The following is a 16,109-nucleotide window of genomic DNA, read 5'->3' as shown; positions in this document are numbered from 1 at the left end:
CATAGTTAGTTTAAAACAGTGGCAGCTCTGTTTCCGCCATTTTCACCGTTTTATTCCCGGCGGAGGCAGTATAAGCGATCGTCAATTTCCCGCTCTTGTAATCGATGCCGTCCAATTTATCCAGGGGTACCCGCACTCTTCTGTGTTCAGTAGGTGTATACACTGCAATGCCTCTGATAAGGCCGGCGCGGGTAGTCTTGCCCCGCGGAGATGTATAATCAACGGTGAGGTCGCCATAAACAGACATATTACCGGTACGGTTAAATACAAGGTTCAGCACAGTAAGGCTGTCCTGCATCTTTTCCACCTTTGTATCTGAAATGGTAACCGCCGCGTTGGAAGGGCCGGTTCTGATGATGGCAGGAATGGTGATGCCAAAAACGGGGTTCAACCGAACAGCGATGCCGGTGGTATCCTCTACCGGTTGGGAAAACCCTAATGGTTTTTCCGGCGGCACAGCCCTGAAATAGAGATGTGACCGGTATTCACCGGGCTGCAGTTGGACCTGGTTGACCACCTGTATCTTAATGGTTTGCGTTTCGCCGGGCCCCAATGTAATTGTGCGGGGAAAAAAACGCAGGAAGCTGCTGGCAAAATTCTGTCCGGAGTCAGGCTCGGTCACTTGTTCAAAAGCGCCATCAGGCTTCATTCTTATTTCGAGCAGGGAGATCAGGTACCGGGCAGTGTCATTTCCGGTATTGGCGAGGTTGAGTTCCTGAATTTTCTTTTGTCCTTCAAAAACCACCCTGCGTGGCGTGATCATGAGATTGCCCTGCGCCATGGTGGCAGCGGAACAGCACGTTAACAGGGTGACCAGAAAAAGGCTTCCCCGCCTTATGACCCCCAGGTATATAGCATGCATGTGTATCGGTTAGCTTTAAACAGGATATTTCAGAAAAAACCCGAAAAGTGGTACCCTGGCCAAGGGTATCTTTTCGGGTTGAACGTAGAGGTCAATTATAATTAACGGTTACATCAAAAGGCTGGGAGAGATAGGTACCGGCGGCCTGTCCAGCTCCTACATTCAGCGTAGCTCCTACGTTTAATGTTTGTGTACCCAGCGTAAGCACGCCACTTGTACCGGCAGGATCGCTGGTGAAGTTAGACACTGTCATGGTGTTCGAACCACCATCGGACAGGGTAACGGGTGAGGAAGGCAGGGTTACAAAATACGTGTAGTCTGCCTGACCTGTAACGGTGAAGGAAGCAGCCGTTACCGTTCCCGTATTGGCAGGAAGTGTTACGCCTCCTGTGGCAATGCGGGTACCGGCTGGCGCCAACACTACGGTTCCGCCCGTTGCAGCCTGTACAGCTACATTACCGAAATTCATGTCAACATCCTTGGTGATGCTGATGGGTGTTAGAATGGTGGCAGTAGCCGTGGCCGTGGCAGTAGCCTGTGAAAAGGCTGTAGCAGAGGATGCTATCAGCAATACTGCGATAGCAATGAACTTGTTTCTCATCGTGGTTTGTTTTTTAATTATAAATTGTAAAGAGTACACAGTGGTCAGGGGAAGAGGTCCGGCATTTGGGCCACCGGCCATTCCTGTTGAATCGTTACCCGTGAGGAGCAGGCATTTATTAATGCGGTTTTGAATCAGAAGAATAGGAAGACATAGATACACCAATATCCGCCTAGACGGGTAAGTAGATTGAAAGGGTATGGGACGTTTAGTCGACTGGGTGATCATTGAGGGGATTATGCACATACAAGATTACGACGAAGAAACCTATTATGTCATGACATCCGTCAGTCCTTTTTATGATAGTTGTCATAAAAAAGAATAGGCTACTCCGAAAGAAACCCTATAGTACAACCCTATCCATCACTACCAGTCTTCAGGGATGTCTATAATGATAAAGCGGTAACAGGCTAAGGGATCATGGGATCAGTCCCCGCTATTTGCCACGGGCACCACAGTGAAGTAATACATGGCTTCAATGGCTGTTTTATCAAATAAAGTGGCCGCGTCGCTATTCACAGCACTATTTTGCCACTTGTCGGTAGGTATTATTTTAATGGTGGTGGCTTTGTTCTTCAACACGAGAGGAAGGTTAAAGCCGGCCACACAGTTGGTATACCGGTAAAACACTTTCTTTTTGTCCTCGCTGAAGTAGAACTCAAATGAGGGCACCTGTACCGTACGCAGGTACTGGTCAAAGACCTTGCTGTAATCAAAGCCAGCTTTGGACGACACATAGTTCTCCACCTGTTGGGTGGTGACGGTCTGGTGATAGAACTGCTTGTTGAGCCCCCGGAGTATTTCGCGGAAGCGCTGATCATCATTCAGGCCGTGGCGGATGCTGTGCAGCATATTGCTCGGCTTGGGGTACATATCACCACTACCCTGGGCATTGACATTGTAAGCAGGAATCACGGGTTTGTCATTACGGATGCCTCTGCGGATGCCATGGTTGTATTGATTGGCGGCCTCTTCTCCGAAGATATAATCGATAAAGACGGTTTCGCTGTAGTTGGTAAACCCTTCATGTACCCACATGTCGGCGAGATCGTTGGTGGTAATATTGTTGCCAAACCACTCATGGCCGCTTTCGTGGATGATGATGAAATCCCATTTCATGCCCCAGCCGGTGCCCGATCCGTCCCTGCCGCGGTAACCGGGTTTGTACCAGTTGCCATAGGATACGGCGCTTTGGTGTTCCATGCCGGTATTGGAGGTCTCTACGAGTTTGTAGCCATCCTCGTAAAACGGATAGGGGCCAAACCAGTATTCAAAAGCCTTGAGCATATTGTTCACTTCCTTCGGCATATAAGCTTTTGCTTTATCAGTGTTGTAATCCAATACCCAGTAGTTCACATCCAGGTTGCCTTTTTCGCCTTTGAAGACTTCACTCCAATTGGTATACTTACCTATATATGGTATGATGCAATAATTACTGATAGGATTTACCACGGCCCATTTCCAGGAAGTGGTGCCATCACCATTGGGTTTCTTTGATTCGAGCCGCCCCATCGATATAGCTGTCAGGGTATCGGGCACGATCATGGTGAGGCTGGCGCCTTTGTCGGGTTCATCGCTCTGGTGGTCTTTACAGGGATACCAGATGGAAGCACCCAGTCCCTGACAGGTGACGGTCATCCAGGGACGGCCGAGGGAATCGGTGGTCCAGGTCCATCCCCCATCCCAGGGCGGCCTTACAGCTTCGTGCGCCTTGCCATGGTAATAGATGGCTACGTTGTTGATGCTGTTCATAGCCTGCTTAGGCGATTGGATATACCATACGCTGCCTTCTTTGGCAAAGGTGAGGGGTGTTTTATGGTTGAGGAGTACACTGTCGATCAACAGGGGCTCGCGCATATCGATCTGCATCCGCGCGTTGGAACCGGTTACTTTATAAGTGATCTCGCTGATACCGCTGATGGTTTTGGCGTTGTAGTCGGGCTTTACGGTCAGGTCGTAGCGTTGTATGTCCCACCAGGTCCTTTCGGGAGTAAGACTGCCACGCAGGGTATCGGCCAGGGTGAAGGCTTTTTGCGGCGGGGTAAGCGGCGTAAGTATAGCCGTCCATCCACCGCCGGGGGCCATTTTCATGGACACTACATCGCCTTTCTTTACCAGCCTGGTCTCTCTTTTATAATCGGTAGCATATTTGGCAGCATTTACACCATCGGTGAGTATTTCGAGCCTGTAGTTTCCGTCAGCCAGGAAATCCAATTTCGATTCCAGTGTTCTTTCTTCCCAATCGGTCATGGCGCCTAGATACCATTTATCACCGTGCTGCCGGGCCACGGCAGCATAAGACCCGATCTTTCCGTGAAGGGGAATGGTCTTGTGCCAGGTGGTGGGTATACGGGCAATAAATTGTGTAAAGGCGGTATCCTGCAGGTACAGGGAAGGTGTTTCTGCCAGCATTTGCAGGGGCGCTTCGTACATCACATACATAGCGGCCTGGTGCGCACGGGTGCCACGGCTTACTGGCTCATTGAAGGAAACACGGAAATCCTTTTTATTGGTATTGCGCATGGCGCCAGGTGTGTAATCCATGGGGCCGGCCATCATCCTGGTAAAAGGCAGGGTAAGGTTGTGCCCGGGTGTAATATAATCAGCCCACTTATTGTTCTCCAATCCCTTCACGCCTTCATAGTTGATCACATTCGGATATTTCCGGTTGAGGCCCACAGGTTTGTAAGCGCCATGAAAATCTACGAGCAGCTTTCTGTCCATGCAGGCTTTGGCTACCCTTTCATAATAATTAACGATATATTGATCGGCTCTTTGGATGAAATCGATCTTAACGCCTTTCACGCCCCAATCCACAAACCTGTTGAGGATAGCATCCATATTTTCATCGATAGGACGCCACAGGCTCCATAAGATGATGCCTACACCTTTGGCTGCTCCATATTTCACCAGGGCAGGTACATCAATTTCCTTGCGGGGAGCGCTCACATCGGTGGTGGTAAGTGACCATCCTTCATCGAGTATCACATACTCCAATCCAAAACGGGCAGCGAAATCAATATAATACTGGTAGGTCTTGTTGTTGATGCCTGATTCGAAGTCAACCCCAAAAATGTTGTTGGCATTGTACCAGTCCCAGGCTACTTTGCCGGGCTTTATCCAATCGTAGTTGCCTTTGTCAGCCGGCCTTGCCAATTGAAAGACCATTTCATTGGACAGGAGGGATACATCATCGGGTGCGATCATGATGAGGCGCCAGGGCAAAGTTCTTGCGCCTTTTGTATCAGCTATATAGGAAGCTTTTTCGGCCAGCACCTCTCTCCTGTCGGTACGGGGCGCCACATGGCTTTTCAATACGGCCGGTGGAAATTTGCCTTCCAGCTTTCCTTCTCCTGTATTGAAGAGAAAAAGGTTGGGATAATCGTACAGATCACTTTCTGTGATCAACAGTTTTGTGCCAGCCGGAGTGGATTGGTACAGGGGCAGGTAGGCATATTTACCTTTGGCAATGGTATCCAACCTGGCTTTTGTGAAGAGGGCTTCGTAGTGGGAAATAAACTCGGGGTTGCTTTCTTCGGGCCACCAGGCCAGGTTGTTCTTGTTGAGGCTAAAGCTCACTTGTTCTGTCTCTATCTTGAGCGAAGGATCTTTTTTATTCAGTTCGAAGCGGTAGGCCACTCCTGTATTATAGGCGCGGAAACTAAGGGTAATGCCACCGGCAAAGACGAGCTTCAGTTCTTTGTACACATTGGGAATCCAGGAATTCTTTACGGGCACCATAGAGAAGATGGTATCGTTGTGGGCTGCCGCAGATTGCTTTAGCAGTTTCGTTTTTGAACCCGGAAATTGTTCTCCATTGGTGGTGAGGGAAATGTCTGAGGGGAAAAGAATGGTTTCGTTCTTATAGCGTACACTCCATTGGATGGAGCTGCCTGAAGTAATCTTAATGACAATATTCCCGTCGGGCGAGCGCAGTTCATGATCGGCAGCCTGGGCAGCATAACTACTGAGACAGCAGGTGATGATCACATAAAAAAGATGACTGATGAACTGACGGTTTGGTTTGCCCATGTGCTTGCAATTAAACCACCAATTTACGAGGTTCACCAGAAAGGCATTAAAGCGATATTATCCAGGAATGTACGTATTTGCACCTGTTGGGGGGAAAGGCACCGTGAATCGGCAGTCGGCAGTCGGCAATCGGCAATCGTGAATCGTGAATCGTGAATCGGCAATCTTTTGTTTCGACAGCGGATTTCTCACTACGCTGCGCTTCGTTCGAAATGACAAAATCGTGATGGAGCTTCATTCGAAATGAACAACAAAGGGAGATTCAAAATGACAAAAAGGGGGATAGGCATCAACCTTTCGGCTTAAACGATCGCACCACTTCATATATAAACAACGGCACGGCCCAGCCCATCCAAAAGAAGGAAGGTGAAATATCAGCAAAGCTACCCAGTTGTTGCACCACAGGCAATTTGAGGGCCAGGCCCGAGACCACAAAAGCCAGGGTTACGATATAACTTCTAACGGCCCATTCCTTGTGGGCTTTGAATTTGCGCAGCAAGGCCATGCGGAAGGCAATAAAACTGGCGGAGATCCATACACTGACCCATACCTGCAAGGAAAAAGCATAGGCCCAATTAATGGCGTAGGCAGTAGTAGCGGCCAGCACTACAGCACAGATGGCGCTGACCAGCATGGCCAGAAAATACAAGTAACCCACCATCCTATGCAGTTTCCAATTCTTCCGCCGGAAGCTTTCCCAAAACTGTAATGGCCCCAATATCAAGGCCCCTCCGCCGGCGGTAATATGTGCAATGAGGAACCACTTGTAAGGGAAGTATTTACCCAGGGCCTCCGGAGTTAACGCCAAAAAATGATCGGCGCCATGCATAAAGGTCCAGGTGATGTAAATAATACTAACCCATAGTATAATGAGCATGAGATCGCGCAGCCCGAGCTGTTGCAGGAAGGTTTTATCTATTGTTTGTTTCATGGTGCATCGTGTCTTTAGAGGTGTAAAATTTCAACAATGTGGCGGGCTAAAAAAGAAGGGAACTTATATTCCCCCAGGGAATAATTTGTCCCTACGGGCATTCAATGAATGAGTTATGATTCCTTCGGTCAGGGTGAGCCGCCCTGAAAGGGCGACCCACCCTTGAACCGTCCTTTGAGGGCGATCCCCCCTTTAGCCGCCTTCGACAAGCTGACATTTGACAGGTGGCCGCCTGCTTTGAAAATAAATTTGAGCAGTCAAATGACTGCACGTATATTCGCAGTCAAATAGCTGCACAATGAAATCAAGAAGAGATGTATTCCAGGCCATAGCGGATCCCACGAGGCGGGCCATCCTCACCATGCTGGCCATACAGTCCTTAACGCCTGGGGCGATTGCCGACAATTTCAAATCGTCACGACAAACGATTTCCAAACATATCCAGATCCTTACGGAGTGTGAACTGCTTACACAGGAGCAGAACGGCCGGGAGATCTATTACCTGATCAACGCAAAGAAAATGAAAGAAGTAGCCGCCTTTATCGAACCCTTTCGTAAAATGTGGGACGACCGGTTCAATAAGTTAGAGACGATCATGAAGAAATACAAATCACCCAAATAGCACCATATGGAACAAAAAACAAAGGTCCACGCCGAAGACGGCAAACAGGAAATAAAGATCACCCGGGAATTTGACCTGCCGGTGGAATTACTTTTCAGGGCATATGAAGATGCTGAGATAGTGGAACAATGGATGGGCACGAAAGTACTGAAGCTCGACAACAAAAGGCATGGCAGTTACCAGTTTGAGACCACGGATCCCAAAGGAAACAAATACGGATTCAGCGGCACTATCCACCAGTTTATCCCGAACAAACAGATCATCAGGACATTTGAAATGGAGAACAGCCCTTTTTCGGTACAGCTGGAATTCCTGGAATTTGAACAACTAACGGATGATACCAGCAGACTTAATATGCATGTTGTATACCAGTCGGTCGCATACAGGGACCAGGTACTGCAGCTGCCCTTTGTACAAGGCATCAATATGGCACATAACCGCTTGCAAAGTGTCGTCATCAAACTTAAATAAACACTTATGTCAAAGAGAAATAAGATCATCTATTGGATCGCTACCATCTGGCTTGCCTTAGGCATGGTATCCACGGGAATTGTACAGTTATCCAATATGAAATCAGAAGACGATTTTATGAACAACCTGGGCTATCCCGACTATTTCAGAACGATACTGGGAGCCTGGAAGATACTGGGATCGATAGCCATCCTTATTCCTAAATATCCTTTACTCAAGGAATGGGCTTATGCCGGCTTTTTCTTTTCAATGTCGGGCGCCATATTTTCGCATATAGCCATCGGCCATGGCGTAAGCCACCTGTTTCCCCCACTGTTGCTGCTGGCCCTTACCGTGATATCCTGGTATTTCAGGCCAACGGACAGAAAAACACTGGCAGTTGCCCGATAAATGACTGGCCTGACCGCCAGGGTTGATGTATATTTAAGTAATGATAATCTATCCATATGAGCAACACAAAAAGCGCTAAAAAGAAGTTGTCAGCCGACCAGGCAAAAGAACTATTGAAAATACTGAAGGCCCGGTTTGAGAAAAACAAGCAACGGCATAAGGGCATTGAATGGGCCCAGGTAGAGGCAAAGCTGGAAGGCAATGCAGAGAAACTGTGGATACTCGATGATATGGAAACAACGGGCGGTGAACCGGATGTGGTGGGTTACGATAAAAAGAAAGACGAATACATTTTTTATGACTGCTCGGCAGAAAGCCCCAAGGGACGCAGAAGCCTCTGTTTTGATGGGGATGCGCTGGCATCGAGGAAAGAACACAAACCGGCCAACAGTGCTATGGAAATGGCTGCCGGGATGGGTATTGAGCTCTTATCAGAAGAAGAATACCGGCAGTTGCAGCAGTTGGGCCATTTCGATCTGAAGACCTCGAGCTGGGTACAAACACCGGCTGCGGTCAGAAAACTTGGTGGTGCGCTCTTTTGTGATCGTCGTTATGACCAGGTCTTCCTGTATCACAATGGTGCGGAATCTTATTATGCAGCCCGGGGTTTCCGTGGCTCATTAAGGGTATAAGTTTTGCAATCATTCACTATTAAAAGATCAGTATGAACCCAAAGGTTGATTTCTACTTCGGTAAAGGCAACTGGCAGAAGGAACTGGAGCAATTGAGAACGATCGTTCTTAGCTGCGGCCTGAATGAAGAATTGAAATGGGGTACGCCTTGTTACACGTATGAGAACAGCAATATTGTGCTGCTGCATGTATTTAAAGAATACTGTGCGGTATTGTTCTTCAAAGGCGCCTTGCTGGCTGATCCCAACGGCATACTGGTCCAGCAATCGAAGAATGTGCAGGCGGCCCGCCAGATGCGGTTCACGCATGTCAAAGAAATCGTAGCACAAAAGGCCATCCTAAAAGCCTATATCTACGAAGCTATCGAAGTAGAGAAAGCTGGTCTCAAAGTGAAACTAAAAAAGACCGCTGATTTCATTGTCGCTGAAGAGTTCCAAAAACAATTAGATAAGCGGCCTGCGCTGAAAAAAGCATTCGAGGCGTTAACGCCGGGCCGGCAAAAAGGCTACCTGCTTCATTTTTCTTCTGCCAAACAATCCAAGACCCGCGAATCGAGGGTTGAAAAAAGTATACCGCAAATACTGAAGGGAAAGGGATTGGATGATGTATAAAAAAGCCGACTGATCTTCCGCCTCTGTTACAATCCTTTACTGTCCATAATCTACCACTACTCCATCAACCAGTAGCTGTTTACCATTGCGTGTTTCTTTACCACCGGCTGGTGTATGCACCAGGAGGACGGCCGAGCGGGCCGGAATGGTAACAGATGTATTACCAGCAATATTGCGTGCAATAAACTTTCCGGTGATGGTATTGTAAAGATCGGTGCGGGCACCTTTTTTAACCGGCACACTGATGGTCTTTGCTGTAGTGTAAGGGTTGTAGTACAGATAAGTGGGATAGGCTTTATCATGATAGAAGTCGGTGGCCAGCAGGTCGAGCTGCAGGATACCCTTTACGTTGGTGCTGCGGATAATACTCCCGAAGATGCCCACATGGCCGCTGCCATATACACTGAATTGTGACTCAGGAGGATTCTCATTGGCCACCCACAAGGGACCGTCGCCCTGTGCCACAGGCGCTCTGAGGTGTTTGAATTGCCCGTAACCCGACTGTTTGATGATGCCCTCATAACCAATAACGCCTTTGGTAACGGCTGCCTTTTGCGGCAGGGTCTGGTGCTCAGCGGGCATGTATTGGGGATAGAAGAAACGGGCGGCATTGGCTGCATTGAGCATCCACTTGCCAATGGCATTGGCATAGGACTTGTCGTAGCGTACCAGGGGTACCAGGGGCCAGGCAGCGTCATAGGTATTCATGAGAAAACCATAGCCACCATGATCTACGGTACTACCTACAATACCTGAGATATCGAAACCATTCCACTTACCTGCCAGCACACCCCAACCTTCGCGGCAAATGGCAGTACCATCAAAACTCCAGCCCAACATTTTATGTACATCATATTGCTTACGCTGCTCGGCATTGATGCGGGCGGCGAGGTAAGCGCCAAAAGGCATGAGCAGTTCATACGTAGGATTCTTTGGCTGTGCCTGCAGGGCAGTCAAAGCACTGAGGGCTCCCTTTAAATAGCGGGGGGCGCCAAACTTTTTATACGCGGCGTACAATACCCAGGCATGACCGGCTGCTGCGTCGGGCTGTGCACAGATCTGGTTCTTTTTTGGCTGCATGGCACCATAATCGAAATAGGACCAATCGTAGTTGCCATTCAGGATGGAATCGGCCGCATAAAACTTATCAGCAATGGTCCTGGCGATCTCCGTAAAGCCAGGCTCATCGGGGTACTGTTCATAAATAGCATAGAACAGTACATTGGGGTATACATCATACCACCAATCGCGCCCATAACCACCGCCCAGCAGGGCTACTTCGGGAGCCGTATTGTTCATCATGATATTCCAGCCGGTCTCGCGATTGAAATAATTCTTCAGCATGGCCACATAGTTGTAGTGGCCTTGTTTCGATTTATCGATACCCGTAAGGGTTGCACCCAGCACAGCGCCCATATTGGCCAGGGCTTCATGAAACATGCCTTTGTTGTGCTGCGGGCCCTGGCGCACATCGCCAATGGCGGTATACATGCCCATCACAGGTTGGGCGAAATTCTTATTGCTGCTGTCCATCCATACCAGGGGCCAGAAGGCTCCCTTGGCATTGAAGTCGTACACTGTTTTGTCGAACTTATGGGCCAGGGCTTTGTAATCGATGATCTGCAATGGCGCCGGTATATCGGCCATCTGGTCTATGCGGGACAAGGAACGTTGTGGCACCTGGGCATTGACGACCAGCGTACCTATGGAGAATAATATACTGACTGAAAAACGTTTCATGATCATGTCTGTTAGGTGTTAGCTTTTAGGCGTTAGGTATTAGCTGTATTCTCCTATATCATCACTTCCGACACTTTACCTTTTATTTCTTCACTGGACGGCGCATCGGGCGACAACACTTTTCCCTTAGCGATGATCTTCTTTGCTACCCATATGGAACATAACTGCAACAGAGCAATGATGACCACGGCATACCGCAGGGCAATTTCGGTAGAAATGCCGTATGCCAGCAACAGAAAAGTGCCGGCCCCGATAAACCTGCCTACATACAGTCCCGCTTCGTGATTGAGGATATAAGCATACTCCGTGCGTTTTTCAATTGCCGCCACGATCTCAATGACCCTGAACTGGATGGGGAAATAGGCCAGGTCGAGCAGTGGTTTGGCGATGAGCAGCAGAAGGATAAATAACACCACGCCCGCCTGGTTGAACAGCACCCCATTGAGGATGGCCCCGAGGGCAAACAAACTTAATCCCACGGCGAAGATCTTTATCCGATCGGAAGGTTTGGTGAGCCTGCCGAGAATATACATGATCACAGCAGCAATGATGGCGCCAACGGATTGAGCAGAGCCCAGGGCGCCTTCCTTACCCAGCAGCAGCATGATGAGCATGGCCGGCGCTGTGACCAGGAAACCCTGGGCCAGGCCTTTGAGCATGGCCAGTGATAATAGCCTGTACCATAGGGGATGGAACTTGAAGAATATATACTTCTTCTGCCCGGGATTGGTGAAGGTGCCCCGGAAGCAAACAATGGATGCACAGACGGTAATGGCAAATACGATGGCTGTGATGATCACATAGGCGGTATGGGCCTGCCCGCTACCACCCTTCCATTCAATGAACCAGCCGATACCTACGGGCACGATTACGGCGATAATGGTATAGAAAAAGGTTTCGAGACCGTAATAATAGTTGCGGTTCCCGTCGTTGGTAATGGCCAGGGCGAGGTAATCGCGGTTGGCCCAATAGAAACCGAATGACAAACCCATGGTGATACCTGCTATACCAATGCCTACCAGGTCGAGGGTTTTCAACGACATCATAATGATCATTGATACGCCGCTCAGCATCATACCGGCAGAATAGAGCTTGCGGATATTGACATGCTTCAGCAGCCACCCGTTGAGCAAAAAGGTGAGGGGTATGCCTGTGTAGATGGTGAGCTGGTAGATGACCACCTTGGTGGGGTCATTGGAATTGCGCATCACATAGGCGGCTACAAAAATATCTATCACCGGCAATACGAGGGCATACACCAGGTTGGTAAGTGTCAGGATGCGGAAGTTATGGGGCTGGGCATTGAAGTGCCTTACCTCCTGCTTCAACTTATTGAGCATGGTCGAATTTTAAAGATGATAGCATTGCTGCCAATGAAAGATCAGCTGCGCACACTACTTCATCTGATGCGCCGTAGTATACGGTGATGGTGTCGCCATCGGGCTGCACGATATGGCCGTTGGTAAATACTACATTACCAAAGAAGCCGGTAAGTTCATAGGCAGCAGAAGGGACCATGATGGGCTCCTCCGAGCGGGCAATCACTTTGGAAGGATCGTGGAGGTCCATCAAAAAGACACCCAGGCAATATTGATGGGCTTCATTGGCGCCATGGTAGATCTCCAGCCAGCCCTGGGGTGTTTTGATGGGTGCAGCGCCCGCTCCTATCCGTTTACTGTCCCAGCTGTTCTTACGGGTGGTGAGCAGGCAGCGGTGATCGCCCCAGTGGATACCATCGGGCGAAGAGGCCAGCCAAATAAAATTGCCGCCTATGTCCACGCTGCTGGGACGGTGTAAGGCATAATATTTACCATCGATCTTTTCTTCGAAGAGGGTGCAATCCTTGTTGTGCGGCGGCAACATCATACCGTGGGATTGAAACTCCTGCCAGTTGGTAGTGGTGCGCAGGCCCACGCCTACGCCATTGGGTGATACGGCTGTAAAGGTGAGGTAGTATTTATTTTCCAGCCAGGTAACGCGGCAATCTTCAATACCAAAGGTTTGCAGGATACCTTCGCCGGTGAGTTTTGGACAACCTTCGGGCTCATAGAAATGTATGCCATCCTCACTGCATACCAGGCGCAGGTGGGACAAGGTAGTGAGGTAATCCAATCCTTTGTAGTTGATGACGCGCGGATCGGCCGCATCCAGTTCCGGATCGTTGGTAGGTATTTCCATGATGGAGATGCCTCCTGTATCGGTGAGTACGGGAAAGGATATGATCCCTTCTTTTTGTGTTGGTCTTTCGGCCACCCTGATCAGCAACCAGGTTTTACCCTCGTATTGGAATACGCCGGGATTTAGTAAACAGGCTATTTCCAATCCTTCTATGCTCGGCTGAAGGCTGGCAGGAGTCAGGAGGGGATTTCCGGGAAAACGCTTTGCTATGTCTTTCATTACATAATCTTTTAGAGAAGCGTAGGCGTGTGTTGCATACCGGCCTGCGCAGTTTTCATTGAGGGCAATGTTTTGAATACGGTTTATCAGGGTGAGCCGCCCTTTGAGGGCGACCCACCCCTTAGGCGCCTCCGACAGGCTCCTTTAGATTCGTTTAGTCCGTTTCGCCAGACTCAACGTGACAGGGAGCCTTCGACAGGCTCAGGCTGACAACATCACAATGTTTTTTCCTGTGTGTAAATAGATAGTATCTCGGCGGCACTCAACGCGGTGTTGTAGATGCGTACATCATCGAGCGATCCGTTCAAAAAGCTTTCTCCATAGTAATAGTTAGGGCTGTTGGAATCGGTGAGGTTGTACGCACTCTTTGGCAGTTCATTGCCAATGGACATATTCACCGGCGGGTTGACGGTAATGGGCGTACCATTAACGGCTACCGTTTTTACCAGGTCGCCATTCACATAAAACTTCATACTGCCATTGGTATAGGTGATAGCCACCTGTGTCCATACATCCTGCGGCACGGTACCGGGATTGGCGTCCACGTCGTGGTACCCATTGTTCGAATCCTGGAAGGTGAAGAAGGGGAAGTTGTTGCCCTGCAACTGGAACTTGTACCCATTCCAGCGATTGATAGAGACCAGGTAATTGCTGGGATTGGTGGTATGCCGCTTCACCCATAAGCTGATGGTAAGATTCTGCGGATTGAGTTCTGCACTATAAGGCACTTCAACGGTAGCGCCGGTGTTGAAATCGTAGGCCATGCCAGCTCTTCCAAACCGGTCGGCCACGGCCTGCGGCAATACACCACCGTCTTTGGCCACCGTAGCCGAACTGCCGGTGAGGCCGGTAATGAGGGCTCCATGGTGACCATGCCCGGATGAATCATTGGCATTGCCATTGAATTTCCAGAAGGCCATGAGGTTGGCCACGGATACTTCCTGCAGCAATTTGGTACTGAAGGTTTCCCCTGCTCCTAGGAGGTTGCCCACGGCGTTGTTTACCTGCTGCTGTGTATAGCTGCCGGTATATACCTGGTTGCCGAGGGACAATACGGAGTCGAGGGCCTTTTTAGCGCCTATTACATATTGTCCGGGTTTGGAACCTTCCACGGACTTGCCGGAAACAGCCGTGAGGCTGTCGATCACCTGTTTAAGCCTTGTCTTATTGGAATTATAATCAGGCGCAGGATTATCATCCTTTGAGCAGGAAGCAAGTCCTATGATGGATGCTGCCAGTAAAAAGCGGCTAAAGCATTTTATGGTGTGCATAATATTATTGTTTGGCATGAAGCAATTATTTGAACAGGTTTGGATTGGCATCGCGCTCACTTTGGGGCAGCGGGAACCATTTGTTGTTGTCGTAATTAAATGCAGGCGCACCGGGTTTCAGGGCTGCTTCGGCATAGGTCTTTCCGTACCGCACCACATCAAAGAAACGCTGGAACTCCAGGGCCAGTTCGGACCTTCTTTCTTTGCGAATGATATCACGTAGCTGGGCCTGATCGGTGGTGGAAATATCAGGCAGCAATCCGGCGGGTACGGTACCAAACCCAGGCAAGGTATTATCATACAGATAAGATTCACGGGCTCTTTTGCGTACAGCGTTGAGCGGCGCCAGGGCGGCAGCGCTTTGACCGCTTTCGTTGAGTGCTTCTGCTTTTACGAGTAATATATCGGCCAGGCGCAAGGCTTCATAGTTGACAGTACCTACGTTCTTAATACTGGTACCTACTTCGGATAAAGGCTGCACCATCTTTTTGGTGATGTACCCGGTGGTGGTCCAGGAGGCATCGAAAGGTGTTTCAAAATACGGGTGACCGCTTCTGGCTAACGTATAATCCAGCCGGGGGTCGACCTCTCCACCCGTAGCCTTTTCATAATTATCCACCAGGCTCTGGGTGGGATAAAAGAACCCATAACCATTGAGTGAGCGGGGAGCAAACCACGCATTGAGCTCATTGCCCAGCCCCAGTGTACCGGCAATATGGTTCACCGATAAAATGGCTTCGGTATTCTGTTTGGTGGCTGCACTGAAATTATCGTAGTACTTATTGGTAAGCTTGTATCCCAGTGCTTCTACTTTGGCCACTGTTTGTGCGGCTAATTGGTAATGATTGGCCAGGGAGGTATGAAAAAGATAGGTCTTGGCCAGCAGGGCCTGGGCAGCGCCCTGTGTTACCCTGCCAAATTCTTCCTGTCCGGGTAAGGGCAGGTCGGGCATGGCATCCTGGATATCTTTTTCTATCTGTGCATAAATACTGTCCTGGCTTTTGGCTGGTGTTTGTGCTTCTACGGCTGTTTCCACTTTCAGGTGCAGGGGTATCTTACCATAGGCATTGGTGAGGATGAAATAATAATAAGCACGCAGGAATTTTGCCTGGGCCACCACCGATTTGCGGGTGGCATCGCTCACCGCTTTGTTGTCGGCTGTTACCCCATCCAATACTACATTGCAGAGATATACCCCATTATAATAATTTTTCCATACAGCTTCCACTGCCGAATTGGTGGTGAGGATATTGAACTTATCCACGGCATCGAAATCAGCCTGATCGCCTTCATTGCCTCCTTTGATGGCATCATCAGAAGCTACGTCGCCCAATACCCAGATGGCATTGTTGGCGCCTGCATTGAAAGTAAGGGGCCGGTAAGCGGCGTTGACAGCCAGCAGGGCATTTTGATCGGATGTAAAATAATTGCCCGGCGTATAACTGCCCTGTATATCCTGGTCCAGGATCTTGCTGCAACCGGTGGCTGCCAGCAAGGCCGCGGAAAGTAGTATGCTATAATTTATTTTATTGCGCATAGCAAAATGATT

14 protein-coding genes are annotated in these 16,109 nt (G+C 49.3%); 5 read left to right on the top strand and 9 right to left on the bottom strand.

All coding sequences use genetic code 11. The features are described 5' to 3' along the window. Positions 1-10: 10 nt before the first annotated feature. The 4 genes from D3H65_RS01730 to D3H65_RS01715 all read right to left on the bottom strand — a co-directional run bounded on the left by D3H65_RS01730 (position 11) and on the right by D3H65_RS01715 (position 6,426). Positions 11-862: a fimbrial biogenesis chaperone gene (locus D3H65_RS01730; RefSeq protein ID WP_119048604.1), complete on the bottom strand. Its 852-nt coding sequence runs from the start codon at positions 860-862 to the stop codon at positions 11-13. 91 nt (positions 863-953) lie between these two features. Then, positions 954-1,463, bottom strand: coding sequence for a DUF4402 domain-containing protein (locus tag D3H65_RS01725; protein ID WP_119054351.1), 510 nt, complete (start codon positions 1,461-1,463; stop codon positions 954-956). A gap of 426 nt (positions 1,464-1,889) precedes the next feature. Next, complete coding sequence (locus tag D3H65_RS01720; RefSeq protein WP_119048603.1) at positions 1,890-5,495, bottom strand: glycoside hydrolase family 97 catalytic domain-containing protein; 3,606 nt, start codon at positions 5,493-5,495, stop codon at positions 1,890-1,892. Between the two features lie 289 nt (positions 5,496-5,784). Then, positions 5,785-6,426, bottom strand: coding sequence for a DUF2306 domain-containing protein (locus D3H65_RS01715; RefSeq protein WP_119048602.1), 642 nt, complete (start codon positions 6,424-6,426; stop codon positions 5,785-5,787). A gap of 298 nt (positions 6,427-6,724) precedes the next feature. Between D3H65_RS01715 and D3H65_RS01710 the strand changes: the two genes are divergently transcribed. The 5 genes from D3H65_RS01710 to D3H65_RS01690 are packed head-to-tail and all read left to right on the top strand — an operon-like array spanning position 6,725 to position 9,152. Continuing rightward, positions 6,725-7,048, top strand: coding sequence for an ArsR/SmtB family transcription factor (locus D3H65_RS01710; protein ID WP_119048601.1), 324 nt, complete (start codon positions 6,725-6,727; stop codon positions 7,046-7,048). Positions 7,049-7,054: 6 nt separating this feature from the next. Then, complete coding sequence (locus D3H65_RS01705) at positions 7,055-7,519, top strand: SRPBCC domain-containing protein (RefSeq protein ID WP_119048600.1); 465 nt, start codon at positions 7,055-7,057, stop codon at positions 7,517-7,519. A 6-nt stretch (positions 7,520-7,525) separates the two neighbouring features. Next, positions 7,526-7,909, top strand: coding sequence for a DoxX family protein (locus D3H65_RS01700; RefSeq protein ID WP_119048599.1), 384 nt, complete (start codon positions 7,526-7,528; stop codon positions 7,907-7,909). Between the two features lie 56 nt (positions 7,910-7,965). Next, positions 7,966-8,541: a DUF4256 domain-containing protein gene (locus tag D3H65_RS01695; protein ID WP_119048598.1), complete on the top strand. Its 576-nt coding sequence runs from the start codon at positions 7,966-7,968 to the stop codon at positions 8,539-8,541. Between the two features lie 32 nt (positions 8,542-8,573). After that, positions 8,574-9,152 carry a YdeI/OmpD-associated family protein gene (locus D3H65_RS01690; RefSeq protein WP_119048597.1) on the top strand — a complete coding sequence of 193 codons (579 nt, stop codon included), beginning with the start codon at positions 8,574-8,576 and terminating at the stop codon, positions 9,150-9,152. 36 nt (positions 9,153-9,188) lie between these two features. On the opposite strand, the gene D3H65_RS01685 is transcribed toward D3H65_RS01690, so the two are convergent. The 5 genes from D3H65_RS01685 to D3H65_RS01665 all read right to left on the bottom strand — a co-directional run bounded on the left by D3H65_RS01685 (position 9,189) and on the right by D3H65_RS01665 (position 16,097). Beyond that, positions 9,189-10,892, bottom strand: coding sequence for a hypothetical protein (locus tag D3H65_RS01685; protein ID WP_119054350.1), 1,704 nt, complete (start codon positions 10,890-10,892; stop codon positions 9,189-9,191). A 53-nt stretch (positions 10,893-10,945) separates the two neighbouring features. Next, positions 10,946-12,232 (bottom strand): MFS transporter, encoded by a 1,287-nt coding sequence (locus D3H65_RS01680; protein ID WP_119048596.1) that lies wholly within the window; start codon positions 12,230-12,232, stop codon positions 10,946-10,948. Beyond that, positions 12,222-13,289: a glycoside hydrolase family 130 protein gene (locus D3H65_RS01675; protein WP_119048595.1), complete on the bottom strand. Its 1,068-nt coding sequence runs from the start codon at positions 13,287-13,289 to the stop codon at positions 12,222-12,224. Before D3H65_RS01675 ends, D3H65_RS01680 begins: the two co-directional genes overlap by 11 nt. Before the next feature lie 215 nt (positions 13,290-13,504). Next, on the bottom strand, positions 13,505-14,560 hold the full coding sequence (locus D3H65_RS01670; RefSeq protein WP_162915352.1) for a LamG domain-containing protein: 1,056 nt from the start codon (positions 14,558-14,560) through the stop codon (positions 13,505-13,507). A gap of 25 nt (positions 14,561-14,585) precedes the next feature. Then, complete coding sequence (locus D3H65_RS01665; protein WP_119048593.1) at positions 14,586-16,097, bottom strand: RagB/SusD family nutrient uptake outer membrane protein; 1,512 nt, start codon at positions 16,095-16,097, stop codon at positions 14,586-14,588. Positions 16,098-16,109 lie beyond the last annotated feature (12 nt).

The sequence above is a fragment of the Paraflavitalea soli genome, assembly GCF_003555545.1.
GTDB classification, from domain to species: domain Bacteria; phylum Bacteroidota; class Bacteroidia; order Chitinophagales; family Chitinophagaceae; genus Paraflavitalea; species Paraflavitalea soli.
The sequence above is the reverse complement of the archived record's forward strand: the minus strand, read 5'-3'. Positions and strand labels throughout refer to the sequence as shown.

Excerpts from the sequence above, each read along its gene's own strand:
- D3H65_RS01730 (WP_119048604.1), bottom strand. The coding sequence starts at position 862 with ATGCATGCTATATACCTGGGGGTCATAAGGCGGGGAAGCCTTTTTCTG.
- D3H65_RS01725 (WP_119054351.1), bottom strand. The coding sequence starts at position 1,463 with ATGAGAAACAAGTTCATTGCTATCGCAGTATTGCTGATAGCATCCTCT.
- D3H65_RS01720 (WP_119048603.1), bottom strand. The coding sequence starts at position 5,495 with ATGGGCAAACCAAACCGTCAGTTCATCAGTCATCTTTTTTATGTGATC.
- D3H65_RS01715 (WP_119048602.1), bottom strand. The coding sequence starts at position 6,426 with ATGAAACAAACAATAGATAAAACCTTCCTGCAACAGCTCGGGCTGCGC.
- D3H65_RS01710 (WP_119048601.1), top strand. The coding sequence starts at position 6,725 with ATGAAATCAAGAAGAGATGTATTCCAGGCCATAGCGGATCCCACGAGG.
- D3H65_RS01705 (WP_119048600.1), top strand. The coding sequence starts at position 7,055 with ATGGAACAAAAAACAAAGGTCCACGCCGAAGACGGCAAACAGGAAATA.
- D3H65_RS01700 (WP_119048599.1), top strand. The coding sequence starts at position 7,526 with ATGTCAAAGAGAAATAAGATCATCTATTGGATCGCTACCATCTGGCTT.
- D3H65_RS01695 (WP_119048598.1), top strand. The coding sequence starts at position 7,966 with ATGAGCAACACAAAAAGCGCTAAAAAGAAGTTGTCAGCCGACCAGGCA.
- D3H65_RS01690 (WP_119048597.1), top strand. The coding sequence starts at position 8,574 with ATGAACCCAAAGGTTGATTTCTACTTCGGTAAAGGCAACTGGCAGAAG.
- D3H65_RS01685 (WP_119054350.1), bottom strand. The coding sequence starts at position 10,892 with ATGAAACGTTTTTCAGTCAGTATATTATTCTCCATAGGTACGCTGGTC.
- D3H65_RS01680 (WP_119048596.1), bottom strand. The coding sequence starts at position 12,232 with ATGCTCAATAAGTTGAAGCAGGAGGTAAGGCACTTCAATGCCCAGCCC.
- D3H65_RS01675 (WP_119048595.1), bottom strand. The coding sequence starts at position 13,289 with ATGAAAGACATAGCAAAGCGTTTTCCCGGAAATCCCCTCCTGACTCCT.
- D3H65_RS01670 (WP_162915352.1), bottom strand. The coding sequence starts at position 14,560 with ATGCACACCATAAAATGCTTTAGCCGCTTTTTACTGGCAGCATCCATC.
- D3H65_RS01665 (WP_119048593.1), bottom strand. The coding sequence starts at position 16,097 with ATGCGCAATAAAATAAATTATAGCATACTACTTTCCGCGGCCTTGCTG.